The organism is Bacillus sp. FSL W8-1127 (assembly GCF_038006725.1).
GTDB classification, from domain to species: Bacteria; Bacillota; Bacilli; order Bacillales; family DSM-4216; genus Bacillus_O; species Bacillus_O smithii.
The window spans coordinates 724,661-750,731 of sequence record NZ_JBBOVU010000001.1 but is presented as its reverse complement, the minus strand read 5'-3'; the positions used below and the strand labels follow the sequence as shown (position 1 = coordinate 750,731).

Sequence of the window (26,071 nt, the reverse complement as noted above, 5' to 3'; positions counted from 1 at the left end):
GCTAGTACCCCCTGTCCAGATCGACCACATTCCAAAAATCTTTTCTTCCTGTAATATATGTAGATAAGTTGTGTTTTAATATTTCAAACGCTCTTGGCAAGTAATTTTTCGACATCGCTGATATATGCGGCGTTACCGTAATATTATTCAATGTCCAAAATTCATGTTCCGGGGGAAGGGGTTCTTTTTCAAAAACGTCCAAATAAATATGGGCCACTTGATTCTGTTTTGCAGCATTTAACAACACTTTTTCTTCTACAAGGTCTCCCCGCCCGATATTGATAAAGACAGCTGTGTCTTTCATGCTTTGAAAGTGATTTTCCCTTAAAAGATAACGGGTTTCCGGCGTGCTTGGAAGGACAGAGACAATGAAATCGGCCGTGCCAAGCGCAATGTTCCAATCTTGAAACGTATAGATGCGATCAAAATAGTCCACTGGTTTCCCGCTTCGATTAACTCCGCTTGTTTTCATTCGAAATGCTTTGGAAAGCCTGCCAATTTCGCTTCCGATGGCACCCGTCCCCAATACAAGCACTTCTTTTTCCGCCAATTCTTGCAAAGGCAGTTTTTTATTCCAAACTCTTTGTTTTTCGAAATCAGCGAGCTCAGGGTATCTTTTAGCATGTTGGAGCATGAGACCTAATGTGAATTCAGCCATTGGGATTTTATGAATTCCCTTGGCATTTGTCACGAGGATATTCTTTTCTTTGATAGCTTGAAACGGCATTTTTTCAAGGCCTGCCGAACAAACCATAATCCATCGTAGACGCGGCGATGAATGAATGATTTTTTCTGACAAATCTTCGCCGTATGTGACGATGACTTCAGCATTTTTCCATTCCGCTTCAGAAATTTTTCGATAAAATTGAAAATGACAATCGGGAAATTCATTGATTAATTGTTCTCTTAAATCAGCCGGCGGAAAAAATGAAAAAACAACTTCCACTTTTTTTGCTCCTCTCCACTCGATTTTGTCTATTCCGTTATGGAAATTTTAGATTTCTTATCGTTAATTGGCCTCCACGCCCATTTTACCATGATTGACTGGAAGAAAATACAAATAAGAAAAGCGCTGAAGCAAATTTGTAAGAATAGCTGCTTTCTCCCGATATTTTTGTTCAAAGAAAAATGGACCGGTGGATCCGGCCCTAAACATTTATTTCATGAGGAGGTATGCCCTTACTTTACAGTATGTTTTAATAATCATAATGCATGGACAATTGCCTTCTCATTCTAAAAATAGGCTACGAGAGCTCATTTTTAATAAATTCCAGCGCTTCTTCAACATGTCCTTTTACTTTTACTTTTCTCCATTCTTTTGCAAGTCTTCCTTGTTGATCAATAACAAATGTCGAACGCTCGATTCCCATATATTCTTTTCCGAAATTCTTTTTTAACTTCCAAACGCCGTAAAGTTCGCATACTTGATGGTCTTCATCAGCCAACAGCAAAAAAGGCAAATCGTACTTTTCAATAAATTTTTTATGTTTGTCCAAAGAATCCGTGCTAATTCCCAGAATCACGGCATTCAATTTGGAAAATTCATCATGATAATCCCGAAAGTCACACGCTTCTGTCGTGCAGCCGGGAGTCATATCTTTCGGATAAAAATACAGCACCACATTTTTCCCTTTGAAATTCGATAATTTTACCTTTTCGCCATTGCTGGCCGGAAGTTCAAAATCAGGAGCCGCTTCACCTATTGCCAATGTCATATGTAATCCCTCCATTCGTTTTGAATTTAGCGTATCCAATTTTAAAACAATTTGCAATTGAATTTATCCCGCAAATCTCCTTTCTTCCAAGATGGATAAACCAAAGATGTTTTGACGGAGGAAACGCCCCCTATCCATCCAATTACTCCTACTAACCATCCGCTCGGCTGATGGAAGTTTCACATTATTTCTCCCAATCAATGAAAGTTTTCACGACAAAAGCTGCCGGAATGGTATAACCCAGCCATGCCTCCACTAGCGCAATCCAGCGCCCTACACCGTTTGGAACTAAATCTCCGTAACCGACTGTGAACAACGTAATACCGCTGAAATAAAGAGAGGTATGGAGCTTTTCGAAAAAACTTTCGCTGTACGTTCCTTTTCCGGTCAAAATGGCATAACCTTGCATTTCTAAAAGCAAATAAAGAAGGCCAAAACCGATCATGATCGTCACATATAATAATCCCAATAAGAGAAAGTTTTCAAAAGACAATTTTTTATACTTCCATCTAGAAGGAACAAACAATTCGCGCAAACTTAGTGTCATACAAATAATCACTGCGGCCATTAATAAATACGGCATCCGATAACCCTCCCGTTACCTTTCACCGACCAATGTCTTTCGTTCTTAGACCGATAGAATGTTTTTAAACCGAAAAAGAAGAAGATAGAGGAATGGTCATGAAATGGCTGTTAATCTGTGAAAATTTTGAAACGCTTGCCGCTGAAAACTTCATTTTTATGAAAATGGGTGGGAAATATGTAATAATATATATGAAACATTTAATATTAGTTATGACACGGCAGGAGGAATACTTTTATGGACTTTACCCATTCAGAACGTTTACATAAAGAAGCGCTGGAACATATCGTCGGCGGCGTTAACAGTCCGTCCCGCTCCTATAAAGCAGTCGGCGGCGGAGCACCTGTTGCGATGGAAAAAGCAAAAGGCGCTTATTTTTGGGATGTCGACGGCAATAAATATATTGATTATTTGGCAGCCTACGGTCCTATCATCACAGGACATGCCCACCCCCATATTACCGAAGCGATTCAAAAAGCAGCGGAAAATGGGGTTTTATACGGAACGCCGACTCCTTTTGAAGTGAAATTTGCCAAAATGTTAAAAGAAGCCATACCTTCGCTGGAAAAAGTTCGTTTTGTCAACAGCGGAACCGAAGCTGTAATGACCACTATCCGCGTCGCAAGAGCCTACACCGGAAGAACCAAAATTATAAAGTTCGAAGGATGTTATCACGGACATTCTGATTTAGTGCTAGTAGCGGCAGGATCAGGGCCTTCTACTTTAGGAACACCTGATTCAGCGGGCGTTCCGGAAAGCATCGCAAAAGAAGTCATTACCGTTCCATACAACGATGTCGAATCGTTCCGTGAAGCCATTGATAAATGGGGCAATGAAGTAGCAGCTGTATTAGTTGAACCGATTGTCGGAAACTTTGGTATCGTAGAGCCGAAGCCGGGATTTTTAGAACAAGTGAAAGAATTAACGCACAAAGCAGGCGCTCTGCTTATATTCGATGAAGTCATTACGGCATTCCGCTTTATGTACGGGGGAGCTCAAGATCTGCTGGGAGTCATTCCTGATTTAACAGCCATGGGAAAAATTATCGGCGGAGGCCTTCCAATTGGCGCTTACGGCGGAAAAGTGGATATCATGGAAAAAGTAGCTCCTCTCGGTCCAGCTTATCAAGCAGGAACGATGGCCGGAAATCCAGCTTCTATTTTGGCGGGAATTGCCTGCTTGGAAGTATTAAAGCAAGACGGTGTCTATGAATACCTCGATCGGCTCGGGGCTATGTTGGAAGAAGGAATCTTAAAAGCAGCACAAACGTATCAAATCCCGATTACGATTAACCGTTTAAAAGGTGCGCTTACGGTATACTTTACGGATGAAAAGGTCGAAAACTATACTCAAGCGCAAGCAAGCGACGGCGAACGGTTTGCCCGCTTTTTCAAACTAATGCTTCATCAAGGCATTAACCTGGCCCCTTCCAAATATGAAGCTTGGTTTATTACTCTCGCTCATACAGAAGAAGATATCCGGACAACCATCCAAGCAGTAGAGCGAGCTTTTGAAAAAATGTCTCAAGAAATAAAATAATATCCAACTGGTAGTTTCATGTTGAAACGGCTATCATGTTTGCAAGCGTCCTTTGACAGGGCGCTTTTTCTTATCCCCCGTAAAAAAACGGTATTCTCGGCTATTTGCCAACGGAGGTCAAGGGCAAATCGCCAGTAAATTTATTCAGTTTTAAATAGACGCTAATTCCATTTACTCCATTAAGGTTCAAAAAAATCTTCTGCTCCCGTCTTGACCGTTCCTTTTAATCATCTCGCCGTTTTTCGCTTTGTTTTACTTATCTTTAGAAAACAAGAATGACCAATTCATGAAAAGCAAAAACTGGATAAAATTTTATTTTTCAAAAAAGGCTACATCTCTTGATATTCTTATTTTTCCATTGTATAGTACAATAATGTTTCAGACGATCCATCACAAAAAAGGACATTCAAAGTAGGGATAAATAGAGAAAATCAAACATCATATAAAAAGGGAGATAATATCATTCCCAGGTCAGCGTTTGACGTTTTTGAAAAGCAATTTTCATTACATGTAAAAACTTAAGAAAGGAAAAATGCGCTATGAAGCTTGGTGCCCGCATATTAAAAACAGGAATTGCGATTGTCCTTGCGTTGGCCATTGCTCGCGCTCTTCAATTGCCATCTCCTGTTTTTGCCGGAATACAAGCCGTTTTTGCAATACAGCCAACTATTTATCGATCTTATAAAACCATTGTCGAACAAGTTCAAGGAAATGCGATTGGTGCTGCCATTGCCATTCTGACTGTCGTTTTCTTCGGCAACCATATCGTATTTGTCGGTCTGGCTTCCATTGTCGCGATTCTCATTATTTTAAAATTAAAACTTGATAATACGGTCGGTTTGGCACTAGTGACCATTATCGCGATTATGGAAGTTCAAAACGAACAGTTTATCCAATTTGCTCTCCTCCGTTTTGGAACCATTATACTTGGAATTTTAGCCGCTTTTGTCGTCAATTTAATTTTTATGCCGCCCAAATATGAGACGAAACTTTTTTTGCATATAAACAACGTGACAGAGGACATTTTGAAATGGATTCGCTTGAGCACTCGAAATGCCTCTGACTATCAACTGTTGAAACTCGACATATCCAAGATTAGCGAGCGATTATACAAAACGGACGAGTTATATAAATTGTACAAAGAAGACAGAAATACATTTAAAATCAGCCATACTGCGAAAAATCGCCGACTTGTGATTTACAGGCAAATGATCATTGCTGTCAAAAAAAGCTTTGAGATTTTAAAACGGCTTCACCATTATGAAAATGAAATCCAGCAGCTTCCAGAGGAACTTCAAAAAAGAATTCAAGAAATGCTCGATGCGTTAATCAGCTACCATGAGCAAATATTATTGAAGTTTGTTGGAAAAGCGAAGAAAAAAACGGAGCTGGAAGAAGTCCATGATGTGTATTTAAACCGCAAGGAATTTATGGATGCATTTTTAGACGAAATTATTGAAGAGTACTCCGGAAGCAAGGATACCCAATCCTTCCATTTGCTCTACATCGTCACCTCCATCTTAGAGTATGGCGAACAAGTGGAGCATCTGGATATGCTGATTCACAGCTTTCAAAGTTTTCATAAGTCGGAAAATGAAGTGAAAATAAAAGAAGAAAACGAGTAAAAGTCAGGAAGAAACGAAATATTCTCTCCTGACTTTTTCTTTTTTTGTTTCAAAAAGTCCTTCTGTATCCCATGATTACATTCTAATTCAGCTGTTGCACTTGAAAGAGTTTATAGTAGCTCCCTTGTTTTTCCATAAGTTCTTCGTGAGTGCCCGATTCAACGACTTGGCCATTTTCAATCAAAATAATTCGATCCGCATGAGTTATAGTAGAAAGCCGATGAGCAACAATAAAAGTGGTCCGATCCTTTGCCAACTTTTCCAGTGCCTCTTGAATTAAATGTTCGCTTTCTAAATCAAGAGCTGAAGTAGCCTCATCCAATATCAAGATGGGAGGATTTTTCAGAAACACTCGGGCAATTGCGACTCTTTGTTTTTGCCCGCCTGAAAGCTTTACCCCTCTTTCGCCCACTTTCGTGTCATATCCATCGACTAAATTCATAATAAAGTCATGAGCGTTTGCGGCTTTAGCTGCAGCGATCACTTCTTCTTCACTTGCATCCGGACGTCCGAGAAGGATATTGTTTTTAACAGAATCGCTGAACAAAATATTATCTTGAAGCACCATTCCGATATGATCACGTAAACTCCGAACTTTAAAATCGCGAATGTCTACACCGTCCAATAAAATTCTTCCTTTTGTCACATCGTAAAAACGCGAAATCAAGCTTACTAGCGAAGATTTGCCCCCTCCGCTCATTCCGACAAGAGCAACCGTCTCACCCGCTTTAATCTCAAGATCAATATCTTTCAACACTTCCGGTTCATTTTCATCGTAAGCAAAACTTACATGATCAAATACAATATTTCCTTTTACATCCTTGCATTCAATGGCATTGGGACGATCCGTAATATCATATTTCTCATCGATCAGCTCAAACACTCTGTCCATGGAAGCTATGGCCTGAGTTAAGGTGGTAGATGAATTGACAAGCCTTCTTAAAGGATCGTATAAACGATCTACATAAGAAATAAATGCGGCCATCGTTCCGACTGATAAATGGCCGTGAATCACTTGAAACCCGGCATAAGCAATGACAATCAAAGGAGCTAAATCGGTAATGGTATTCACGACTGCAAATGATTTGGCTGTCCAATTCGTTTGATAGAGGGCTTTATCCAAAAAATTTGAATTTTGGTCTTTGAATTGATCTTGGGCAAAGTCCTCGATGGCAAAACTTTTAATAACAGGCATTCCCTGCACTCGTTCATGCAGAAAACCTTGCATTTCTGCCAGCGCCTGCGAACGCACTCTTGTCAGTCTTCTTAAATTTCCAAAAAAATATTTGACGGAAAAAGCATAAAGAGGAAATACTAAAAGCGAAACAATGGTCAATTTGACATCCATCGACAGCATGAGTCCAACAGCGATGAAAATGGTTGCCAAATCGAGCCAAATATTCATCAATCCTGTAATCACAAAATCCTTCGTCTGTTCTACATCATTAATTACCCGGGAAATCACTTCGCCCGCCCGATGATTAGAATAATATTTAAAGCTTAACTTTTGAATGTGCTCAAAGAGTCGGTCTCGAATATCATACAACACTCTATTTCCAGTGCTTTGGGCTAAATATTGTCGAAAATATTCAACAGGCGGCCGCAATACGACAAAAATAAAAAACATGACTCCCAGTACAAAAAGAAGCTTATGGATTTTGATATCGGTGGATAATTCACGATTTCCTATGATATCATCAATCACATATTTAATGAAAATCGGAATGAGGAGCGGTATGGCAAATTTGATGGCCCCGATAAACAAAGTTGAGATAATTTCTCGCCTGTATGGTTTTACAAAATTCATATATCTACGTATGCTTCCCAAATTTCCCCCTCCTTACATCAAAAAATCAATATTCTTCTTTATTTTTCCATGGAAAAAGGGGCTGACTCATCTTTAGGATCAGACCCCATACCTTCTTTTATTTAAGAAAAGATATTTATCGTACCATATGTCTACAAAATCAGGTGCAAATGGACCTTTGCGCTGTTCAATCCATTTGATTAGCTTGTCCACATTCCGCTTTAAAATATGGTCAATCACATCAGGATAACCCATTTGCTTTCGATGTTCAGCGTATTCATCTTCATCCAGGAGGGAGTAGGTCATATCGGGAAACACTTTAATGTCGAGATCATAATCAATATACTTTAACGCTTCATAGTCATAAACAAACGGAGAACTTAAATTGCAGTAGTAATAGATCCCATCTTCTCTTATCATACAAATAATATTGAACCAATGCTCAGCATGAAAATAACAAATGGCCGGCTCTCTTGTCATCCATGTTCTGCCGTCGGACTCCGTAACGATGGTTCGGTCATTGCCTCCAATGACAAGACGTTCTGTCGCTTTTAAAACCAACGTTTCTTCCCAAATCCGATGAATATGGCCGTCATGTTTATAACTATGAATTTGAATGGTTTCTCCTTCAGCGGGAAATACCATGATTGTCCCCTACTTTCGTATCAAAAAAATTTCACCAGTCTTTTCCCTAAGAGGAGGAAAAAACAATTCTACTTTCATATTATAACGATTCACCATTAAAATTAAAACAAAAGAGAGCCACGGTTTTCGCCGCCGCTCATAATTTCACGCCTGTTTGCTCTTGATAAGTACGAATCACTTCATCCGTTTGGGCTTCAAAGACCTTTTGTATTTCCTTTAATTTTTTTCTCATCTCGTCCATTTCACTTTCAAGGTTTTCCATTCCGGCAATATCCTGAAGTTCTTTTAATTCTTTCTCCATTAGCTGGCACCGCTCTATTTCCTGTTGCAATAACAACAGTTTCTCCATCGTTTTCATTTGTTCCTTTACTAATACATCAAAACGATCTAACATCATCATCACCCCTCAAACGGTCACATCCTCCTCTATTAACTTCTTCCCAGCCGCCCTTTTTCCTTTCTCTTTTTCTGTCGGTTCTTCAACATTTTTATCGAAAATTTTAACTTTTCATTCGCAGGATGATTTCATTAATGGGGATTGATTCCATCTTTTCCAACTAAAAAAAGAAGAGACACATAGTAACTATGTATCTCTTCCCTTGTGTACTTATTGATTTTGTTGATTTGAGCCGCTTGAATTTTGCGCTTTGCGACTTTCTGCTTGTTGATTTTGTTGTTTCACTTTTTGCACATCTGTTTCAGAACCAAACTCAGTCGCAAAAGAAGATTGTTGAGATTGAGATTGGTTTTTCGCAGACGCAGCATTTTGTTGTCTTACTTGCTGTGCATCTGTTTCAGAAGCAAATTCTGTTCCAAATTTAGATCCTTGAGCAGATGCAGCGTTTTGTTGTTTTACTTTTTCCGCGTTTGTGTTAGATGTGAATTGGTTTTGTTTTGCCATCATTATCACCTCCACGGTTATTAATTTGTCCATCGAGGTGAAAAATATCCAAACAAAGTTAAAAATATTTTTATACGAGCAATGATCTGCCTCCGTCGACAATAATGGTTTGTCCGCGAATCATCGAGGCTTCTTTCGAAATCAGAAACATAACCGTATTCACAATATCTTCGATTTCCACCATTCTTCCGGCAGGTGTATTCTTTTTCGCATCCTCCAGCATGTCTTCTCTATTCGGAAAATGCTTTAATGCTTCCGTATCAACGGCGCCGCCTGATACCGCATTGACCACAATATTCTTTTTCGAAAGTTCCACTGCAAGATATCTCGTCAAAGCTTCAACAGCCGCTTTTGAAACGCCCACAGCGGTATAATTTTCCAAGTAGCGGATGGAGCCGAGAGAGCTGATGCTGACGATGCTTCCTCCTCCATTGATTTCCATCAATTTTGCCGCTTCTTGTGCACAAAAAAGGAGCGCCTTGCTGTTAATATCCATGGTCCAGTCCCAATGCTTCTCTTCCAACTCCATCAACGGCCGCTGAACACCGGAGGCCGCATTGTTAATAAATACATCCAAACGGCCAAATTCTTCTTGAATTTGCTGAAACATATCACGTATTTTTTCGACATCCCCCACGTTGGCTTTTACAACCAGCGCTTTTCGGCCCAGTTTTTCAATTTCTTCTGCCGTTTCCAAAGCTTTTGATTTGCTGCGAGCATAATTTACCACTACATCATAGCCTTTTCTCGCTAATTCTATCGCAATCGCTTTCCCGATTCCTCGGCTGCTTCCAGTTACTAATGCAACTTTATTGCTCATTTTTTTCATCCTTTCTTCCCTATTCCCATTTTTTATAAAACAAGTTAGCCTATGTATCATTGCCTTCGGATGAAGATTCTAAATTCTTCTCTGCTTAAAGTCAGTCAAATGTGTTGTTATCCGTTTACCATTACACTTGAAGAGGATGTGATGGACCGTTTATGCAGCATGGAATATCCCCTCTATTTTACTTTTTCTTGGAAAGTCGGACAACTCTTTTTAGATGCCCACATTCGTATAAAAAAAGCTGTTTCATTGAAAACTAACAGTACTTATGGAAACGGAGGTAGTACAATGTATACCGGTCGTGACATGACAGAATTATCGATGACGCCAAAAAACAAATGGAAAACAGAGGAGCTTTCTTATTTTCATCACGCTCTCCAACAAATCATGCCTTATTTAAATGCAGAAGGACAGACGCTTCATCGTGAAATTACGGAAGAAATCATGAGGCGCGGCGGTCTCACAAAAGGTGCGGAATCCGATTAGATAAACACGAACAATGCTTCTTGTGATGTTCTGATTAATAAAATACCGTCAAATAACAGAATTCACGTCACCCCAAGACTGATGCTTGGGGTGATTCTCATTCTCGCATCGTTTTTTTGTATTCCTTCCAAATCTTTTGATGGGATACCGGAAATGCAAAATCCTGAATCTCTTCAGGTTCAACCAGCTTCACTCTTTCGCCTTCCGGTATCTCATTTTGTATCTCGCCGGCGTAAACATCAATGTCCCAAGTCAAATGAGAAAAAACATGCTGGATTTTTGCAAATGTGCCGTTATGGATCAAAGAGTCTACTTTGTATGTTTCTTCCAATAATTTACGGAGTCGCGTTTCAGGATCTAAAAATGAGGTCATTTCAAAATTAGGGAATTCCCAAAGATTTGCAAGTAATCCGGTTGCTTCCCGCTTATGGATCAAAAATTTACCTTCTTTGTTTTTCAAAACAACAGCTCCGATATGAACAAGCTTCATGTTTTTCTTTCTCGTTTTGACGGGGAGTTCTTCTTGAACCCCTTCTTCAAATGCATGGCAATGTTCTCGAACCGGACATAATAAACAAGACGGAGATGTCGGAGTACAAATTAAAGCGCCCAATTCCATTAATGCTTGATTAAACGAAGAAGGATCTTCCGTATACATAAGATGATGAATGGCTTCTTCAAATATCTTTCGAGAAGCCGGTTTAGCAATGTCTTCCCAAATAGATAAAATTCTAGAAGCGACTCTCATGACATTTCCATCAACGGCAGGATAAGGTTTACCGTATGCAATGCTTAAGACAGCCCCCGCTGTATACGGGCCTACACCTTTTAAAGAAGTCATCTCTTCCAACGTATCCGGGACTTTTCCTCCATATTTTTCCTTTACTTCTTTCACTGCCGAATGAAGGTTTCGAATTCTTGAATAGTACCCTAAACCCTCCCAGGCTTTTAAAACTTGTTCTTCCTCAGCTTCCGACAAGGCTTCTAAAGTTGGGAATTTTTCCATAAACCGTTCAAAATAAGGAATCACGGTGTCTACTCTTGTCTGCTGAAGCATGACTTCTGAAACCCATATTTTATAAGGATCACGCTCTTTTCTCCAAGGAAGATCCCTTTTTTCACGTTTATACCATTCCAGTAAGTCATGTTGAAATTTTTCCGTATCGATCTCTTTTAAATTCATGCCCTTCACTGCTTACCTCCGTGATGTTAATATTGAGACAAAATGGGAATGCTATGAAAAAAATTAAATTGAGACGTTCACAGACAATCGTGGAATCAAAATATCTTTTCGTTCAGTACATTAACGGTAGTTGTTCAATTAGCTTGTGGGAAAGAAGCAAAATCGGCCGCCATCAGCTTTTGAAATTTTCTCAAATGGCAATATCTTGCATTGCAATCCGTTTTTATTCCCATTATCATTTTTTTAACAAGGATGGATATCAAAGGAGGAAATCCTTTTGGATACTGGAACACACTTCGTGATGGGAATTGCGCTAGGGGGCTTATCCACACTGGATCCTGTCATTTCCCATGGCACCGTTTCGTCAAACGTTGTTTTAGCATCAGTTATCGTCGGATCACAAATTCCTGATATCGATACCATTTTAAAATTGAAGAACAATGCCGTCTATATTCGAAATCACCGCGGAATTACCCATTCGATCCCCGCTGTTCTATTGTGGCCTTTATTGATTTGTGCTGTATTGGGGCCTCTTTTTCCGGAAGTCAATTTGTTTCATTTATGGATGTGGGCCCAATTAGCAGTCTTTCTCCATGTTTTAGTCGATATTTTTAACGCATATGGCACACAGGCACTGAGGCCGTTTTCCACCAAATGGCTGGCGCTTGGAACGATCAATACTTTTGATCCTTTTATTTTCGCGGTTCATGTGGTCGGGATTATTCTATGGATTAACGGATTCAACCCCGGCATCACGTTTTTAAACATATATGTACTGATCCTATTCTATTATATAGTAAGATTTATAGTCCAACAGACTATCCGTTCAGCAGTCAGGCAATTGATACCGGATGCAGAAGAAATTATCATTGCTCCGACGATCCGTTTTTTTATATGGCGGATTGCCGTGAAAACACCTGACTATTTCTATGTGGCAAGAGGATATCGCCGTTCGATTACCATTTTGGATAAATTCAAAAGAACGCCTATACCTGATACTCCACTCTTAGAGGCCGCGAAAAAAGATAAAAACTTATCGGCTTTTCTAAACTTTTCACCCGTTTACCGCTGGGAATTGTCCAAATATGATGACTGTTATGAAATTAAATTTATCGATTTGCGTTATCGAAACAATGGGCACTATCCTTTTGTCGCCGTTGTGCAGCTTGATCTAGATTATAACATCATCGGATCCTATACCGGATGGGTATTCAGCGAAGAAAAACTGCGAAAAAAATTGGATTTCATCCCGAATTCCCATTAAATACGTACATTCTTCATACAAAAGAAAAAAAGCGCTCCCTGCTTCTTAGATAGTTGACGTCGCCGTGATTTCTACTATGTATTTCTTCCTTGCAATATCATAATTTGTTCATATTTTACCGATACTAAAAAAGCAAAGAGAGGATGATCTCTTTGTAAAAAGGAGGCTACGGCGATGCGGAACAAAGCTAAAAATTTCCCGAACCTAAACAGCCATAAATTCGAGGGCGAGCCTCGAGCAAAGGCGGAATACGCTTCAAAGCGGGCGGACGGAACAACCAACACGCATCCTCAAGAACGTATGCAAGCTTCAGGCCAAAGAGAATGGTCTAATGAGCCTTAGCACGATTTCCAATTACAATCCGTTTCTTTCATGAAATCCTGCGACTCCCATCCCTTACTATTGGGATGGGAGTCTTTATGTGCGCCCGGCATGTACATGAACTATAGGGTGTAAGTCCCGAACCCCGAAGACAGAAGTAGAGGTTAGCCAAGAGCAAGGGTGTCCGTGGTGACGCGGAATCTGAAGGAAGCTGGAGGCAAAACACCGGTCCGAGGAACACGAACCTCATATAAGGCTAGGTATGATTGAGTGAGTTTGCATAACAAAACAAAGCTCTTTCTGTCGAAGGTCATATCGAGTAAATGAGGCGGATAGATGGTGTGAAAGTGCATGTACTTACCCGGGGAGGTCTGGCGGATATGTGAAGTACTCTTCATAACCTACTTAGTGATAAGTAGCTGAACCGTCAGAAGTCAGCAGAGGTCATAGTATTAGTTGGTCTAGAACAACTAAGAAGGACCGAACAATTAAGAGAGAATAGCCCTTGGTATTCAGTGAGTCATGATGAACACAGAAAACGTAGTACCTCACTTGAGGGAGGAAGCGGTGAATCCCGTGGGAGACCTCTTGGAGGGTGGAGTGACCACTGGCATAAAGAGAACAGCTATTCACGGAAGTTATAAAGACTTGCGTCAATTATCTTAATTGAACCGCCGTATACGGAACCGTACGTACGGTGGTGTGAGAGGACGGGAGTTAATCGCTCCCTCCTACTCGATTATGCATCCGACTTGCGTCTTAAAAGCGAAATTGGCAAAGCTTCTTCCTGGCCGCTCCCATTCAGACGGTGCCCCCAAGCGAAAACTCCTTTTAAATAGTCGATTTTAAAATAGTTCCCCGGATCTTCTGCAATCTCATATACTTCACCCGGTTTAAAATCATCCGGATTGAGAAGGTAAGCTTCAGCCATTGCCGCCTTCCTCTCCATCACAGCCAATTCATTCACCATTCCCAATTGTTCGGCCTTGCGGGCTTTTTCTTTTAAACGAGAGATTTCCTGTTTTAATTCATATTCGCTCATTTCGCTGTAGCGTTTTTCCACCATTGTCCACCTTCTCCCATACTTTTTTGCTCATAGGTTCATACACCAACACTCATAAAAGAAAGAACCAATTTCAAAGAAGCCTCAAATAGCCCTTTCAATAATTCTTTTTCATTTTACCGCACCTTTGTCTTGAATCGCTAATGATGAAAAAAGATAAAAGAAAATAACGTGTCCAATTATAAGAAAATGTCAATTGCCGTGGTGCTAGTATTTTTCTCAAGAATGGATTCAAGGATAAAAAAGATTGGCTCAGCTTGGTATTCTTTGTCTAAAAATGGACGTTCCAGCAAGCAAAGAAGCGGAACAATTTTCAAATAAAATCATTCTTTTCCTTGAACTGCTCGACCGCTTGCTGAATGTCTTCCATTGAAAATCCTTTTCGATACAAATATTGCTGAACTTTTCGAAGACGCTCGTTCCCGCTTTCGCTCCGATAGCGTCTAAATGCCTTTTCCGTCTGGTAAAACAGCGCTTCTTTTTCGTTTTCCTCGTCTTTTTGTATATTGTCAGCGATCGCTTCGGAAATGACCTCACTGGAAAATCCTTTACGCCTTAAAAGCTGAATCGCTTTTTGCTTTTTTTGAAGAAAAGCTTCATTAGAATTCCGTTGAAATACTTTTCCGATCAGTTTTGTTGCTTTGTTTACTTGCTCCTCTTTTCCATACAGCTCCAGCACTTGTTCCACAATACTCTGATCCACGCCTTTTTGCGCCAGTTCCCCCGCCACCACAATCGGCCCTTTATCTGTTGTCTTCATTTGAGTTTGGACATAGGCCTTGGCAAAATCGCGATCATCAAGATAATGTTGTACATACAGCTTTTGGACCACGAGATCAATGACCTCGTCGTTGTATTCTTTTTTTCGCAAAAATTCTCGAATTTCTTTCTCGGTTCTCATTCTTTTTGCCAAATAATAGACCGAATCTTTGTAGCCTTTTCGAACCTCATCCGCATGCAAAATTTCAGCAACGTCCTCTTCCTCTAGCTCCATCCCTTTTTTTAGTCGGAAACGTGCCAAAACGGCCTCATCCACACTAAAGGCAAAGGCTTCATTGATAAAAATATTGTACCGCTCTTTGTTATTTTGCTGGATGGATATTTTCGTAATTACCTTCACTCTGATTTCACCTCTTTACGCCTCTGTATAACATTATAAATTTTTTGCTTTGTTGTAAAAACCATTGGTATGACTCTCAAGAAAAAGGAAAACATAAGAATAAACAATATTTTCCACGAAAGGATGATCCAATTTGGATAAGAGAAAGCAAAATAAAATAAAAAGCACACTTTCACGCGCTCAAGAAATTTCCTATGCACGCGATTTTAAAATGGCAGATCGCGCCGGCAGATTTACGAAAAAAGAGCGATAATATAATATTTATTGCTAAAAAATGAAACTTGGCAGAAACAATCGGGCATAGCGGCAAATTTCCTTTCTCCTTAAAAGCTAAAGGGGACACCTGGATAAAAAGAACCCATTCGGAAAAAGTATAAATGCGGTGCTTATTGCCGCCACTTTTACGAAAGGGGTTTTCGAAATGGGCCGCGCACATAGTCAAAAAACAAGAGACAAAAATAAACAAAAGCTTCCTCAAGTTCCGAAAAACTTGAAAACAGATGGCAGAGATGTGGAGTATTCACAAGAATTGGCGGATCACGCTGACTTGGAAGCACAGTCACGATCCGAAGCCGCTGATCAACGGGTAAATTCACAAAAGAGGAAACTATAACACCAAAAAGCACCAGTCCATCCCGACTGGTGCTCTTCAAAATAATATCCACAATATGATTGTGTATATTGTGGATATTCATAATTTTCTTTATATTAAAATTATTCAACTGGTAAAACAAGACATCTCCAATTCCTTTAATCCCGCTTTTTTTCACGCATGATTTCTGCTTCCATTTGAGCATAATTAGTGATTTTAGGATAACCGTTTTTTTGCTTTGCCTGGTTGTTGCGCTGCGCGTTGGCATTTCCGGCCTTTGTTTTTCCCATATGATCATTCCCCCCTCCTTTTTTATTTTTTCCTTTTTTGAACGAAATATGCTGAACGGTTTTGTCTCAACAAACATCAACAGCTGCTTTCCTTTTTTCAAAAGCAGCCAAAATAATGGAGCGATCCACCACAACGAAAAATCCGCTCTTATTCGTCACGGGTTCGTTTTCTTTTTTTATCTTCGACATAAGGTTCTCGTTCAAAAGGATGGAGATCGCCGAAAGTAGTCATGATTCCTTCCTCGTCAAGAGCTTCTTCGAATATCTCATGTTGATCATTTGGGTACACCTTGATCCCTTTTCCAACAATATTATTTCCGATAAAATTCTCATAATCTTCTACATATCCAACATTTTCTTCCGACTCAATATACATATCATTATAATGAAGCGGAGATTCAATAAAATCCGACGGCGTTTCTGAAGTTCCCCATTCCGCCACTGCTTGCCAAGAATCTTCCGAATCAAAAGCAACCGATTCATCTCGATCGTCACCATCAAATTTCCCGAATGGAGGCGTTAATACTTCTTCTTCCACCGGACGAGAACGTGATGTTTCCTGATCCGGTGAATGTTCTTTACATGTGGTTGCGGTTATGAGTGCATCCAGTCGTTCATACGGTATCTCTTTTCCGCATTTCTCACATATTCCATACGTTCCATTCTCTATGGCATCAAGCGCGCGACGAATATTCCGCCATTCGAGTCGGGAATGCTCGTCCAGCGCCAAATCTTTTTCCCTTTCAAAAAGCTCTGTACCTTCATCCCCAGGGTGGTTATCATAGCTGGACAGTTCGCCCACCGAACTGTGAGGATGCCCGCTTTCTAGATTATAATGATCGTTCATTTGTAACCTTTTTTCTAAATCCTTTTTTGCATCTAACAGCCGCCCCCGAAAATCGGTAATTTGGTCTTGTGATAGCATCCCTTCCACTCCTTTCTTCTTTCCGTAGTATGCAACCAATCCAGAAAAACATTCATCCCCGGAATGAGAATCCATCATGATGGATCATCCGCATTTTGAATCCATTACCTATGCAACCTTCTCCAGCTGCAGCATTTTATTCTGCACTAAATTGGTAATATCCGGTTAAAAATGACATACCCGCTTCGAAAAAACCGTCGTAAAGTTCCTGTTCAACATGAAAACTTCAACGGCCCGTATCTGTCGATGAACAGATCGGGCCGTTCTTGATTATGACGATGATAAAACTCCAGCTTTTTGCAATATTTTTTTCAGTTCTTCCTTTTTAAGCGGATCAAGTGGTCGGGCAGGCGGTAAAACATACGTTGAAACATCGATGCCTCTCAGTGCAATCGCCTCTTTCACTACATTGACAAACGGCGAATCCAGTTTATACAAAAGAGGCAAGTAAGCCAAGCGCTGGTGGAGCTTTAAGGCCGTTTCCATTTCTCCATTTTGAAACGCTTGATAAATGCCTAGCGATATTTCCGGTGCAAAATTGACACTTGAAGCAATCGATCCATCCCCACCTAAAAATAATGTATTCAATAAATGATCATCATAACCGGAGAAAACAGAAAAATTGGGAAATTTGCCTTTTACTTTTATGATCATTTCACGAATATGCCCTGCTTCGTCCGTTGTCTCCTTAATTCCCGCTATGTTTGGATATCGATCGACCAATTGGAGAACAAAATCAGGGGTTAGATCTTGACCCGTTAATCCGGGAAAATTATATAACAATACCGGAATAGAAACCGATTCTACGATATCCCCGTAATGTTGTAATAAATTTTTCTCAGATAAAGGCCAATAATATGGATTGACCACTAATATCCCATCGGCCCCCACTTGTTCAGCATGTCGGCTTAATTCAATGGCTTCCCGAGTATTCGTGCTGCCTGTACCGATTATAACCGGCACTCTTTGATGAACGTAATCCGTCGCAAAAGCGGCTACTTCTTTTCTCTCTTGAACGGACATTTGGCTGAATTCTCCGCTGCTTCCCAAAAAAAGCAAACCATTGACCCCTGTCTCTATTAAAAAATCAATTAACTGCCCCATTCCCTTCCGATCCAAATTCCCGTCTTCATCCAGAATCGTGCAAACGGGAGGAATAATTCCTCTAAATACGGCTGCCATTCTTTATCTCTTCCTTTCCTTTTTTGATAATCTCAACCTGCTCTTGACCGAAGGATTCACCATGTAATCCGGATAACAGCCGTTCAGAACATCGACGATATTTTGAGCACTTTTCCTCTTCAACTCAAATTCTGCTTCTTCTGAATACCATGCGGCATGGGGAGTAAGGATGACTTCTTCCATGTTCAGCAAGGGGCTGTTCGGATCAATCGGCTCTTTCTCAACCACATCTAACGCCGCACCCGCAATCTGTTTCTCTGACAAGGCCCGGATTAAAGCAGACTCGTCAATGACTGGACCGCGGGCTGTATTGATTATGAACGCTTCCTTTTTCATAAGTTCAAATGCCTGACGACTGATGATTCCTTTTGTTTCCCGATTTAATGGCAAATGAACCGATACAAAATCGGACGTTTGTAAAAGTTCTTCCAAACGAACAAGCTTCACTCCCAAAGCATCTGCAATCGATGACGGAACGAACGGATCATAGGCCATAACCTTTAGTCCGAGAGATTGCGCTTTTACAGCTAATGTTTGAGGAATATTTCCGAAGCCGACTAATCCCAACACACGGCCTTTTAGCCGAAACACAGGCTTCGCTTTTTTGACATCCCATTTCCCATTTTTTACAGATTGATTCAGCACGACAATTTTTCGAGCCAACGCCAATAGTAATGCTAAAGTATGGTCCGATACTTCATCTAAGCAGTAGTCCGTTACATTGCTGATGATAATGCCTTTTTTCGTTGCTGTTTCAACATCAATCGTATTGACGCCAACCCCATAGCGTGCAATGACTTGGCAATTTTCAAGTTGTTCGATTACGTCGGCTGTGATAGGGGCATATTGATTCAAAATTCCATCAGCTTTCTTTGCTGCGCGAATCACCTCTTCTTCTGTGCGACATTGAGCCGGAATGAATTCGATTCCATATTCGGCCATTATGTTCCTTTCGATGTCTACATTTTGAAAATCATAATCGGTCACCACCACTTGATAAGCGCCCATCTTTACTCCCTCTCTAACTATTGATTAAAATGTCGGACCAATTCTCCAAATGCCGAAATCATGTTGTTTCAATATTTCCGCCTTTGTTTTTTTCCCGGAACACACCTCCGCAATTTCCTCTAAAATTCGTTTGGCCACCTCCTTTGGCGTTTCCTTTCCGTCAATGATGGTGCCGGCATTGATATCCATATTGTCGTGCATACGCTCGAACATAGAGGTATTGGTGGAAATTTTGATGGTCGGTGCAATCGGCGAACCCGTCGGCGTTCCTCTTCCGCTCGTAAACAGCACTATTTGGGCGCCGCCAGCTACCATGCCGGTTAATTGTTCAATGTCATGTCCCGGGGTGTCCATCCAAACCAATCCTTTTTTGGTCGGGGGCTCCGCATAATGGACCAATTCCTGAAGCGGTCGACTCCCCGCTTTTTTAGCGGCACCTAACGATTTTTCCTCTAATGTACTTAATCCGCCTTTTATATTTCCTGGACTCGGATTTCCTGTTCGAATATCAACACCCATTTGAATCGAACGATTTTCCATCGCCTCGATCACTTCATAGACCCGTTTCGCTACGCGATCGTCAACGGCCCTCGCCGCCAGCAAATGTTCAGCTCCAATCAATTCTGTCGTTTCTGCCAAAATCGCTGTTCCGCCTAGATCCACGATCATATCGCTTACTTCTCCAACAGCCGGATTGGCGGATAATCCAGAGCAGGCGTCGGATCCTCCGCATTCCGTTCCGACTATTAAATCGCTAAAATCAAAAGGGGCACGTTTTTGCCTGGAAGCGTCTTGAACCATCTTCACCGCAATCTTTGCGCCTTGGGCAATGGCATCCAATGTACTTCCTTCTTCTTGAATTGAAACCACTTCTACCGGCTTTCCAGTTTCTTTAATTTTTTCGGCAATACGGTAAGCTTGATGAGTTTCGCATCCAAGCCCTAGAACGATCACTCCATAAACGTTGGGATTTGAACCCATCCCCACATAAGTCCTAAAAGTTTGCTCATAATCCACGCCAACTTGCGCGCAGCCATGCTGATGGATAAATGTAACCGTCCCATCGACAAGCTCCGTAATCCGCTGCGCTGTTTGTGCAGCACATGTAATAGTTGGCAAAATCAGCACGTGATTGCGAATGCCCACCTGACCATTAGAGCGCCTGTATCCTAACAGCTCCATTTCTTTAATGGCTGACAATTTTATCACCTCTACCGCGTTTTCCTTCCAGATTGTGAACATGAACATGCGTTCCAACTTCAATATCCGCACAAGCAGAGCCGATCACTTCTCCGTATTTCAGAACATCCTGACCTTTTATAATCGGCCTAACCGCAAATTTATGACCAAAATCAATATCATCCTTTAACTCGATTTCCTGGGAAAAATCTTGACATTTCACTTGAACGACAGCTCCGGAAGGAATGGCTTCCAACGCCACCGCCACATGATCTTTTGGATTCAACATAAGCGTTTTAAAACATTCTTTCATCATAAGACACCTCTTAAATTAACTTAAAATTCAGAAAAATATACACCTATATAGTTGTTGTTATGCAGATTTTATTCGCGGCTCGATCGGTTTCACTTCCCCCAGCCAGAAAAGATAGGTTGCAGCACCCAGTAATGTAGCCAATCCAGAAATCAGCAATGCCGGGATAAAAGAACCTGTAGATGATACGATAAACCCCGTCAAGATTGGCCCTAAAATGCCACCGATATTGGATGCGCAATTTTGGACCCCTGCTACTGTTGAGGTCATATTTTTAGGAGCCACATCTCCAGGCAAAGACCAAATGGCAGAAGCAGCGATCGCAAGCCCCGCATAAGAAATAGACAATAATGCAACCGACATGGCAGCTGAAGAGACAAGTCCAGCCAGTGCGATAAAGGTCGCCAAAATCATTCCGCCTACAAGGTTGATTTTACGGGCCGCTGTCAAAGAAAAATTGCGACGGTGATACAAATAATCAGTGAGCCAGCCGCCAATCCATTCCCCGATCATTCCCACCAGCGGCGGTATCATCGCGACAAATCCCATATTCATCATTTCCATCCCACGGTCATTGACCAAATAGGTCGGGAACCAAGTGATGAAGAAATAAATGGCATAATTCAAAGTAAAGAAGCCGAAACACATCGCCCAAATGTTTCGATAACGAAACAATTCATACCATTTCATTGGCTGTTCTTTATCAATGCCATCTTTCTTCACTTGCCCCTCACGGATATACTGAAGTTCCTCTTGATTGATATATTTATGCTTTTCAGGATCACGAAAATACCAGATCCAAATAGCCATCCAAATAAAGCCGATCATTCCGGAAACGATAAAGGAAGCCTTCCATCCAAATTGGCTGATAACCCAAACAATAAGCGGCATCGCCAAAGCCGTCCCTACTTTGGAACCGCTATCAAAAAAAGCCGAAACTTTTCCGCGTTCATGATCAGGAAACCATTTGGATGTTACCCCACTGTTGCTTGGATAAGCTCCTGATTCTCCTATTCCGAGCAAAATTCGAAGGCCGACTAAAGAACCCATTCCTCTTGCAGCTGCCGTTAGCGCGGTGGCCAGGGACCACCAGCCGACAGCAAATGCCAAACTAATCCGATGCCCCACTTTATCAGCAAACCATCCGGAAGGAATTTGAAAAATCACATAAGACCAAAAGAAAGCAGACATTACAATTCCCATTTGAGCATCATTTAAATGAAGCTCTTTCATGATTTCCGGGGCAGCTGCCGATAAATTGGCACGGTCTAAATAATTAATGGCAATGGCTGCCCACATTAGAATAGCGATATTCCATCGGACTTTTGTTCTCTTCCTTCGCAAAGCAGGTTTCAAATTCTTATGGATTGACAGGATCATAGGGGGTTCCTCCTATCGTTTAAATAAAAAAGCCAAAATTCATTTCATTTACTAGACAAAAATAGTCTCTAAAAACATTTCCTAATTAAAGCCATATCGTGCCTTTCTTCCGATCGTTTTTTGCACGCCACCGTAATGTCTTCAAAGGTTATTTCCATTATTCCAGCGATAGTCGAAGAGAAAATTTTTTCTTTTTTTACTCCTTTTGTAAGCCCGGATGGAAAATATCCCTTACCGACAACAAGATCTATTTTTCTCTCTATTTGTCGTCTACATCATGTCCTAACTTGTTACGGCCATTCTTTCGTTTCAATTCTTTATTCAACGTTTCTATTAACTTATCAAATAGCGATGCACGGATTCTGGAATCGGAATGCCGTTTTTAAGGTAATGTTGCTCTTTTAATTGCTCGGGCTCACCTGGCACCAGCACTTTGTCAAACCCTTCTGCAGGCGAAACTTCATGAATTTCGTCAATCATTTGATCTATCGCATGTAAAAATGAATCGACATTAGTGAATGCAGCTGGATTGATGACGCCAACAAAATGGCCTAATTTACGCATCTTTTTGTAATCCCCATACATCGCTGTGATATGGGGGCCAAAAGCCGATCCGGTTAAAATTCCTGATAAAACGTCGACCACAAGTGCTAACCCGTAGCCTTTTGCCCCACCCGCCGGAAGCAAGGAGACTACTTGATGAGGATCGGTCGTCGGATTTCCTTTTTCATCTACTCCCCAATTTGATGGAATCAATTGTCCGGTTTCCCTAGCTTGCAGCACCTTTCCCAATGCTACTCCGCTTGTTGCCATGTCTAAAATAATGGGAGGGTTGTTTTTAGCCGGAAAACCAAAAGCAAGCGGATTTGTTCCAAAAAAGGACTCCGCGCCTCCAAACGGAACCACATATTTATCCGTATGAGTCATAGCGATTCCAATCATATTTTCATCTGCCGCTTGACGAACAAAATAAGACAACGCTCCACAGTGGCTGCTGTTGACCACTCCAACAACTCCGACCCCATTGTCTTTAGCCAGACGGATCGCATGTTTCATCGCCTCTTTGGCAATCACATGGCCAAAGCCATCATCTCCGTCCACTATCCCTGTAACCGGTCCTGTTGCTTTAAAAGAGATGTTCGGATTGGGATTTAAGCCGCCTTCCTTCACCCTTCGAACATAATGTTCCGTACGCAAAACACCATGAGAATGGACACCGCGTAAATCGGCATGTACTAATACTTCCGCTACAATTTCAGCATGCTCTTCAAGAACACCAGTCTGTTCTAACTTTTTCTTTACCAGTTCCTTTAGTTTTTGGTGAGACATAATAATATTCCCCATTTTTTTACGACCCCTTTCCCCTACAAACAACCCTTCATTGACTCCTTGTACAATGGCCCAAAAATGAAATAAACTTTCAAAATCTTGGGCATAAAAGCGAATGACCAATTCGATTTAGTCGACGTTTTAGTGACATTACAATATAATTGTAAGCGCTTAACATCGTAATATTCTAAAATTCTTCATAAATTTAAAAGCACTCCTGTCTTTATTCAGAAGTGCTTGGACGTTCAGATCATCTTTCTTTTCACAGATAAGTTCCTATCCAAAATAAAAAAACGAGACTTCCTATATAGAAGTCCCTCGTATGAACCATCGATCCTGATGGAACTATCACTTTAAAGATCATACATCCAATTTGATCGGAATACTCATCTAAGCAATTGTCTTAACTCTTCTGTCATTTGTTCGACTAGCTCGGGTCTGCCATGAAACTGAGCAGGAGTATTTTGAAAGAGCGCGATTCTCCATTTTCCATCCTTCTTCACTGCCACAAGTGTATGATGGGTGTTGAGTTTTGGATCAATCTCTGATTGACCAGGCGGCACCATCCCTGCTATAGCACGCAATATGGCTGCATCCGAATCTAGAAAACGAACATTTTTCACTTTCGTTACAAATGGAGGTGTGGGATGTTCTTTAAAGATGGGATCAAGGTGCGAAAAGATTTCCTCACGGCCGATCGCCTGGCTCCCATCAAAACCAATCATCTCCCCATCCTCTGCGAACTGATCAGCCATTGCACGGGCACTGCGGTTATTCCAACCATCAATTAGTTGTTGATAAAGCGCTTGGACTTCATTCGACACAGTCGATTTCATCATATTCCTCCTTAAAGGTCTCTCGTAGTTCATCGTTTCACGATTACTAATTCATTGTAATATACATCCATTTTTTATACAAAAACATGTAGGAAGGATAGCAATGCGTACTTGCAATAATCCTTTTTTTATCATTTTCTCCCACGAAGAAGGAATAAGGCTGGTATCCCTCGAAGTCAATTGGGAAAGGAAACAAAGAATGGAAGCTCATCTAAGAGAGGTGTAGTCAATGGATTTCACATTAGTCATATCCTTTTTAGGAGTGGCAATCTTGCTGACGTTGATGCCGGGTCCGGATATTCTTTTTGTGATGACTCAAAGTATTTCACAGGACAAAAAAGCTGGAATCGCCACAACGCTGGGACTTTGTTCAGGCCTTATTGTACATATCTCGGCTGCAACGCTTGGGGTTTCAGCCATCATTTATCAATCTGCTTTGGCTTTCGCCATCGTCAAATATACAGGGGCGGCTTATTTGCTGTATTTAGCTTGGCAATCATTTAAAGAAAAAGAGACAGGTTTTACTTTCCACCAAAACAACCCTTTAAAATACACATCATTGTATAAAAAAGGAATTCTCATGAATCTGCTGAATCCAAAAGTATCATTGTTCTTTTTAGCATTGCTGCCTCAATTTGTGGATAAGTCGATAGGACATATTCCATTACAGATGTTTCTTTTGGGGATTATTTTTCTCGTGCAAGCTTTCGCGGTTTTTGTCGCTGTCAGCGTGTTTTCAGAGAAACTGGGCCGTGTCCTTTTTCATCATTCATTCCTGGCGAAGCGGATGAACATCATAAAAGGTTCGATATTGGGGATGATCGGCATTCAAATTGCGCTTAGCGAAAAATGATAAAGAAACATTCCCTTCAAAAGCGATCTTGAAGGGAATGTTTTATTATATTTTCTTTAAATCTTCATTCATTCGTTTTGCTAAGTTTTTGTAATAGAAATAGTAGCTGACCCAAATGACTATATAGATGGCTATAAAAATAGCTGCTGAAATCAAGATGCTTTTTATATCAAAGGGGAGCCATCCAATTCCTAAGGACAAGCTAAAATACAGCACGATGATGGTAATAAAATGCAAAGCCGTTTGCTGCGAAAGACGGAGTGATTTTATTTCAAAATAAAGCGGAGATACGGTAAAAAACCATCCACAAAATATGGATCCCAGCGAGTTTTTAATAAAAATTTCACCATCAATAACATGTATATGACCGAAATAGATGATACCGCTGGTGACCATGACGGACACAAAGGAACCGATCAATATTCCAATGATGCTTCTGTATAAAAAAGCTTTCATTCTTTTTTCCCCCTGTTCATTTTTAATGCTTTTTTAATTGCTTGGACATAATGCCGCGAAACATACTCTTTCTCTCCTGATTTAAAATAAACGCATAGAGTGCCGTTGAACGATGCTTCAAATCGACTCAACTCATGAAGATTGGCAATAACGGACTTAGAAATGCGAACAAATTTGTTAGAGGGAAGCAATTTTTCGAGCTCATACAGCTTTTCCTTCAATTTAAATGTTCCTTTAGCCGTGACAGCCTGAACAAAATCTCCTTCTGTACGAAAAAAATGAACTTCATTTGGCTTTAAAATATAATTCATATCCCCATTCTTACCCACGATAAATTCCGTTTCCATTCCTTTTAAGAAATCAAGAATTTCTTTAATTGTGTCATCGACTTCTTTACAGTGAATGGTCACGGTCGTCTCATCGTAGTCATTGTCAATATCTAAAGACACTTTCATTCCCCCATCCTCCTTCTATACATACATTTCTTGCTACTTAAATTGTATTCGTCCTTTCAATGGCTGTCTTCATAATAAAGCTAAAAGGTCATTTTCCAATGCTATCCGGCAAAAATCGTCCTGTCAGATGCATTCTTATGAGAAAATTATTTATTCCAAAAGAGAATTTCTAACTTATAAAGAACATGTTGTAAA

30 protein-coding genes are annotated in these 26,071 nt (G+C 40.7%); 8 read left to right on the top strand and 22 right to left on the bottom strand.

Annotated elements, in window-relative coordinates:
- Window position 1: 1 nt before the first annotated feature.
- The 3 genes from NST12_RS03515 to NST12_RS03505 all read right to left on the bottom strand — a co-directional run bounded on the left by NST12_RS03515 (window position 2) and on the right by NST12_RS03505 (window position 2,298).
- Window positions 2-946: a D-2-hydroxyacid dehydrogenase gene (locus NST12_RS03515; RefSeq protein WP_341100268.1), complete on the bottom strand. Its 945-nt coding sequence runs from the start codon at window positions 944-946 to the stop codon at window positions 2-4.
- Window positions 947-1,244: 298 nt separating this feature from the next.
- Entirely contained in the window at window positions 1,245-1,715 is a 471-nt protein-coding gene (gene bcp, locus NST12_RS03510; RefSeq protein ID WP_003353815.1) for a thioredoxin-dependent thiol peroxidase, read from the bottom strand.
- A gap of 184 nt (window positions 1,716-1,899) precedes the next feature.
- Window positions 1,900-2,298, bottom strand: a complete 399-nt coding sequence (locus NST12_RS03505; protein ID WP_003353814.1) for a potassium channel family protein — start codon at window positions 2,296-2,298, stop codon at window positions 1,900-1,902.
- Window positions 2,299-2,535: 237 nt separating this feature from the next.
- Here NST12_RS03505 and NST12_RS03500 point away from each other — a divergent pair, with 237 nt between their 5' ends.
- The gene (locus tag NST12_RS03500) at window positions 2,536-3,837 is read left to right on the top strand and encodes a glutamate-1-semialdehyde 2,1-aminomutase (RefSeq protein WP_341100265.1); all 1,302 of its coding nucleotides are present in this window, start codon (window positions 2,536-2,538) and stop codon (window positions 3,835-3,837) included.
- Between the two features lie 539 nt (window positions 3,838-4,376).
- A complete protein-coding gene (locus NST12_RS03495; RefSeq protein WP_341100263.1) occupies window positions 4,377-5,462 on the top strand; it encodes an FUSC family protein in 1,086 nt (361 codons plus the stop codon).
- An 82-nt stretch (window positions 5,463-5,544) separates the two neighbouring features.
- Here NST12_RS03495 and NST12_RS03490 read toward each other — a convergent pair whose 3' ends face one another.
- The 5 genes from NST12_RS03490 to fabL form a co-directional block, all read right to left on the bottom strand.
- Window positions 5,545-7,290 (bottom strand): ABC transporter ATP-binding protein, encoded by a 1,746-nt coding sequence (locus tag NST12_RS03490; protein WP_341100262.1) that lies wholly within the window; start codon window positions 7,288-7,290, stop codon window positions 5,545-5,547.
- A gap of 78 nt (window positions 7,291-7,368) precedes the next feature.
- Complete coding sequence (gene ntdP, locus NST12_RS03485) at window positions 7,369-7,914, bottom strand: nucleoside tri-diphosphate phosphatase (protein ID WP_003353809.1); 546 nt, start codon at window positions 7,912-7,914, stop codon at window positions 7,369-7,371.
- Window positions 7,915-8,050: 136 nt separating this feature from the next.
- Window positions 8,051-8,311, bottom strand: a complete 261-nt coding sequence (locus NST12_RS03480; RefSeq protein WP_048624381.1) for a YgaB family protein — start codon at window positions 8,309-8,311, stop codon at window positions 8,051-8,053.
- A gap of 210 nt (window positions 8,312-8,521) precedes the next feature.
- Window positions 8,522-8,815 (bottom strand): gamma-type small acid-soluble spore protein, encoded by a 294-nt coding sequence (locus NST12_RS03475; RefSeq protein WP_040341207.1) that lies wholly within the window; start codon window positions 8,813-8,815, stop codon window positions 8,522-8,524.
- A 70-nt stretch (window positions 8,816-8,885) separates the two neighbouring features.
- A complete protein-coding gene (gene fabL / locus NST12_RS03470) occupies window positions 8,886-9,635 on the bottom strand; it encodes an enoyl-[acyl-carrier-protein] reductase FabL (protein WP_048622741.1) in 750 nt (249 codons plus the stop codon).
- Between the two features lie 294 nt (window positions 9,636-9,929).
- Here fabL and NST12_RS03465 point away from each other — a divergent pair, with 294 nt between their 5' ends.
- Complete coding sequence (locus NST12_RS03465) at window positions 9,930-10,127, top strand: cytosolic protein (RefSeq protein ID WP_327796815.1); 198 nt, start codon at window positions 9,930-9,932, stop codon at window positions 10,125-10,127.
- A 97-nt stretch (window positions 10,128-10,224) separates the two neighbouring features.
- On the opposite strand, the gene mutY is transcribed toward NST12_RS03465, so the two are convergent.
- Complete coding sequence (gene mutY, locus NST12_RS03460) at window positions 10,225-11,310, bottom strand: A/G-specific adenine glycosylase (protein WP_327796822.1); 1,086 nt, start codon at window positions 11,308-11,310, stop codon at window positions 10,225-10,227.
- A gap of 277 nt (window positions 11,311-11,587) precedes the next feature.
- Here mutY and NST12_RS03455 point away from each other — a divergent pair, with 277 nt between their 5' ends.
- Window positions 11,588-12,574 carry a metal-dependent hydrolase gene (locus tag NST12_RS03455; protein WP_341100256.1) on the top strand — a complete coding sequence of 329 codons (987 nt, stop codon included), beginning with the start codon at window positions 11,588-11,590 and terminating at the stop codon, window positions 12,572-12,574.
- A gap of 174 nt (window positions 12,575-12,748) precedes the next feature.
- Window positions 12,749-12,916, top strand: coding sequence for a small, acid-soluble spore protein K (locus NST12_RS03450; protein WP_048622738.1), 168 nt, complete (start codon window positions 12,749-12,751; stop codon window positions 12,914-12,916).
- Between the two features lie 718 nt (window positions 12,917-13,634).
- Here NST12_RS03450 and NST12_RS03445 read toward each other — a convergent pair.
- On the bottom strand, window positions 13,635-13,961 hold the full coding sequence (locus NST12_RS03445) for a YfhH family protein (protein ID WP_003353800.1): 327 nt from the start codon (window positions 13,959-13,961) through the stop codon (window positions 13,635-13,637).
- Between the two features lie 310 nt (window positions 13,962-14,271).
- Window positions 14,272-15,078 (bottom strand): recombination regulator RecX, encoded by an 807-nt coding sequence (recX, locus tag NST12_RS03440; protein WP_341100253.1) that lies wholly within the window; start codon window positions 15,076-15,078, stop codon window positions 14,272-14,274.
- A gap of 133 nt (window positions 15,079-15,211) precedes the next feature.
- Between recX and NST12_RS03435 the strand changes: the two genes are divergently transcribed.
- Window positions 15,212-15,331: a YfhE family protein gene (locus tag NST12_RS03435; RefSeq protein WP_341100252.1), complete on the top strand. Its 120-nt coding sequence runs from the start codon at window positions 15,212-15,214 to the stop codon at window positions 15,329-15,331.
- Window positions 15,332-15,499: 168 nt separating this feature from the next.
- The gene (locus NST12_RS03430; protein WP_270584758.1) at window positions 15,500-15,691 is read left to right on the top strand and encodes a YfhD family protein; all 192 of its coding nucleotides are present in this window, start codon (window positions 15,500-15,502) and stop codon (window positions 15,689-15,691) included.
- A 137-nt stretch (window positions 15,692-15,828) separates the two neighbouring features.
- On the opposite strand, the gene NST12_RS03425 is transcribed toward NST12_RS03430, so the two are convergent.
- The 9 genes from NST12_RS03425 to NST12_RS03385 form a co-directional block, all read right to left on the bottom strand.
- Window positions 15,829-15,960 carry a hypothetical protein gene (locus NST12_RS03425; RefSeq protein ID WP_255288016.1) on the bottom strand — a complete coding sequence of 44 codons (132 nt, stop codon included), beginning with the start codon at window positions 15,958-15,960 and terminating at the stop codon, window positions 15,829-15,831.
- Window positions 15,961-16,108: 148 nt separating this feature from the next.
- Complete coding sequence (locus NST12_RS03420; protein ID WP_341102118.1) at window positions 16,109-16,885, bottom strand: yteA family sporulation protein; 777 nt, start codon at window positions 16,883-16,885, stop codon at window positions 16,109-16,111.
- A 270-nt stretch (window positions 16,886-17,155) separates the two neighbouring features.
- Window positions 17,156-18,067, bottom strand: a complete 912-nt coding sequence (locus NST12_RS03415) for a dihydrodipicolinate synthase family protein (RefSeq protein WP_341100249.1) — start codon at window positions 18,065-18,067, stop codon at window positions 17,156-17,158.
- A gap of 3 nt (window positions 18,068-18,070) precedes the next feature.
- A complete protein-coding gene (locus NST12_RS03410) occupies window positions 18,071-19,075 on the bottom strand; it encodes a C-terminal binding protein (RefSeq protein ID WP_341100247.1) in 1,005 nt (334 codons plus the stop codon).
- Window positions 19,076-19,099: 24 nt separating this feature from the next.
- Window positions 19,100-20,257: a UxaA family hydrolase gene (locus tag NST12_RS03405; protein WP_341102115.1), complete on the bottom strand. Its 1,158-nt coding sequence runs from the start codon at window positions 20,255-20,257 to the stop codon at window positions 19,100-19,102.
- Between the two features lie 4 nt (window positions 20,258-20,261).
- Window positions 20,262-20,567: a UxaA family hydrolase gene (locus NST12_RS03400; RefSeq protein WP_327796810.1), complete on the bottom strand. Its 306-nt coding sequence runs from the start codon at window positions 20,565-20,567 to the stop codon at window positions 20,262-20,264.
- A gap of 60 nt (window positions 20,568-20,627) precedes the next feature.
- On the bottom strand, window positions 20,628-21,947 hold the full coding sequence (locus tag NST12_RS03395) for an MFS transporter (RefSeq protein ID WP_341100244.1): 1,320 nt from the start codon (window positions 21,945-21,947) through the stop codon (window positions 20,628-20,630).
- 333 nt (window positions 21,948-22,280) lie between these two features.
- Window positions 22,281-23,291 carry an ureidoglycolate dehydrogenase gene (gene allD, locus NST12_RS03390; protein WP_341100242.1) on the bottom strand — a complete coding sequence of 337 codons (1,011 nt, stop codon included), beginning with the start codon at window positions 23,289-23,291 and terminating at the stop codon, window positions 22,281-22,283.
- A 371-nt stretch (window positions 23,292-23,662) separates the two neighbouring features.
- Window positions 23,663-24,112: an SgcJ/EcaC family oxidoreductase gene (locus tag NST12_RS03385; RefSeq protein WP_327796807.1), complete on the bottom strand. Its 450-nt coding sequence runs from the start codon at window positions 24,110-24,112 to the stop codon at window positions 23,663-23,665.
- Window positions 24,113-24,341: 229 nt separating this feature from the next.
- Between NST12_RS03385 and NST12_RS03380 the strand changes: the two genes are divergently transcribed.
- The gene (locus tag NST12_RS03380) at window positions 24,342-24,965 is read left to right on the top strand and encodes a LysE family translocator (protein ID WP_341100239.1); all 624 of its coding nucleotides are present in this window, start codon (window positions 24,342-24,344) and stop codon (window positions 24,963-24,965) included.
- Between the two features lie 45 nt (window positions 24,966-25,010).
- Here NST12_RS03380 and NST12_RS03375 read toward each other — a convergent pair whose 3' ends face one another.
- Together NST12_RS03375 and NST12_RS03370 are read right to left on the bottom strand one after the other, a co-directional pair.
- Window positions 25,011-25,421, bottom strand: a complete 411-nt coding sequence (locus NST12_RS03375) for a DUF3021 domain-containing protein (protein ID WP_341100237.1) — start codon at window positions 25,419-25,421, stop codon at window positions 25,011-25,013.
- Window positions 25,418-25,876 carry a LytTR family DNA-binding domain-containing protein gene (locus tag NST12_RS03370; RefSeq protein ID WP_003354722.1) on the bottom strand — a complete coding sequence of 153 codons (459 nt, stop codon included), beginning with the start codon at window positions 25,874-25,876 and terminating at the stop codon, window positions 25,418-25,420. The genes NST12_RS03375 and NST12_RS03370 overlap by 4 nt, the downstream gene beginning before the upstream one ends.
- Window positions 25,877-26,071 lie beyond the last annotated feature (195 nt).

What these genes read in the sequence shown, in the direction of transcription:
- NST12_RS03445 (WP_003353800.1), bottom strand. Translation starts at nt 13,961, where the DNA reads ATGGTGGAAAAACGCTACAGCGAAATGAGCGAATATGAATTAAAACAG.
- allD (WP_341100242.1), bottom strand. Translation starts at nt 23,291, where the DNA reads ATGGGGAATATTATTATGTCTCACCAAAAACTAAAGGAACTGGTAAAG.
- NST12_RS03405 (WP_341102115.1), bottom strand. Translation starts at nt 20,257, where the DNA reads ATGGAGCTGTTAGGATACAGGCGCTCTAATGGTCAGGTGGGCATTCGC.
- ntdP (WP_003353809.1), bottom strand. Translation starts at nt 7,914, where the DNA reads ATGGTATTTCCCGCTGAAGGAGAAACCATTCAAATTCATAGTTATAAA.
- NST12_RS03500 (WP_341100265.1), top strand. Translation starts at nt 2,536, where the DNA reads ATGGACTTTACCCATTCAGAACGTTTACATAAAGAAGCGCTGGAACAT.
- NST12_RS03505 (WP_003353814.1), bottom strand. Translation starts at nt 2,298, where the DNA reads ATGCCGTATTTATTAATGGCCGCAGTGATTATTTGTATGACACTAAGT.
- NST12_RS03410 (WP_341100247.1), bottom strand. Translation starts at nt 19,075, where the DNA reads ATGGGCGCTTATCAAGTGGTGGTGACCGATTATGATTTTCAAAATGTA.
- NST12_RS03395 (WP_341100244.1), bottom strand. Translation starts at nt 21,947, where the DNA reads ATGATCCTGTCAATCCATAAGAATTTGAAACCTGCTTTGCGAAGGAAG.
- NST12_RS03495 (WP_341100263.1), top strand. Translation starts at nt 4,377, where the DNA reads ATGAAGCTTGGTGCCCGCATATTAAAAACAGGAATTGCGATTGTCCTT.
- NST12_RS03450 (WP_048622738.1), top strand. Translation starts at nt 12,749, where the DNA reads ATGCGGAACAAAGCTAAAAATTTCCCGAACCTAAACAGCCATAAATTC.
- fabL (WP_048622741.1), bottom strand. Translation starts at nt 9,635, where the DNA reads ATGAGCAATAAAGTTGCATTAGTAACTGGAAGCAGCCGAGGAATCGGG.
- NST12_RS03465 (WP_327796815.1), top strand. Translation starts at nt 9,930, where the DNA reads ATGTATACCGGTCGTGACATGACAGAATTATCGATGACGCCAAAAAAC.
- NST12_RS03400 (WP_327796810.1), bottom strand. Translation starts at nt 20,567, where the DNA reads ATGAAAGAATGTTTTAAAACGCTTATGTTGAATCCAAAAGATCATGTG.
- NST12_RS03380 (WP_341100239.1), top strand. Translation starts at nt 24,342, where the DNA reads ATGGATTTCACATTAGTCATATCCTTTTTAGGAGTGGCAATCTTGCTG.
- NST12_RS03370 (WP_003354722.1), bottom strand. Translation starts at nt 25,876, where the DNA reads ATGAAAGTGTCTTTAGATATTGACAATGACTACGATGAGACGACCGTG.
- NST12_RS03480 (WP_048624381.1), bottom strand. Translation starts at nt 8,311, where the DNA reads ATGATGTTAGATCGTTTTGATGTATTAGTAAAGGAACAAATGAAAACG.
- bcp (WP_003353815.1), bottom strand. Translation starts at nt 1,715, where the DNA reads ATGACATTGGCAATAGGTGAAGCGGCTCCTGATTTTGAACTTCCGGCC.
- NST12_RS03375 (WP_341100237.1), bottom strand. Translation starts at nt 25,421, where the DNA reads ATGAAAGCTTTTTTATACAGAAGCATCATTGGAATATTGATCGGTTCC.
- NST12_RS03425 (WP_255288016.1), bottom strand. Translation starts at nt 15,960, where the DNA reads ATGGGAAAAACAAAGGCCGGAAATGCCAACGCGCAGCGCAACAACCAG.
- mutY (WP_327796822.1), bottom strand. Translation starts at nt 11,310, where the DNA reads ATGAATTTAAAAGAGATCGATACGGAAAAATTTCAACATGACTTACTG.
- NST12_RS03420 (WP_341102118.1), bottom strand. Translation starts at nt 16,885, where the DNA reads ATGCTATCACAAGACCAAATTACCGATTTTCGGGGGCGGCTGTTAGAT.
- NST12_RS03385 (WP_327796807.1), bottom strand. Translation starts at nt 24,112, where the DNA reads ATGAAATCGACTGTGTCGAATGAAGTCCAAGCGCTTTATCAACAACTA.
- NST12_RS03415 (WP_341100249.1), bottom strand. Translation starts at nt 18,067, where the DNA reads ATGGCAGCCGTATTTAGAGGAATTATTCCTCCCGTTTGCACGATTCTG.
- NST12_RS03475 (WP_040341207.1), bottom strand. Translation starts at nt 8,815, where the DNA reads ATGGCAAAACAAAACCAATTCACATCTAACACAAACGCGGAAAAAGTA.
- NST12_RS03430 (WP_270584758.1), top strand. Translation starts at nt 15,500, where the DNA reads ATGGGCCGCGCACATAGTCAAAAAACAAGAGACAAAAATAAACAAAAG.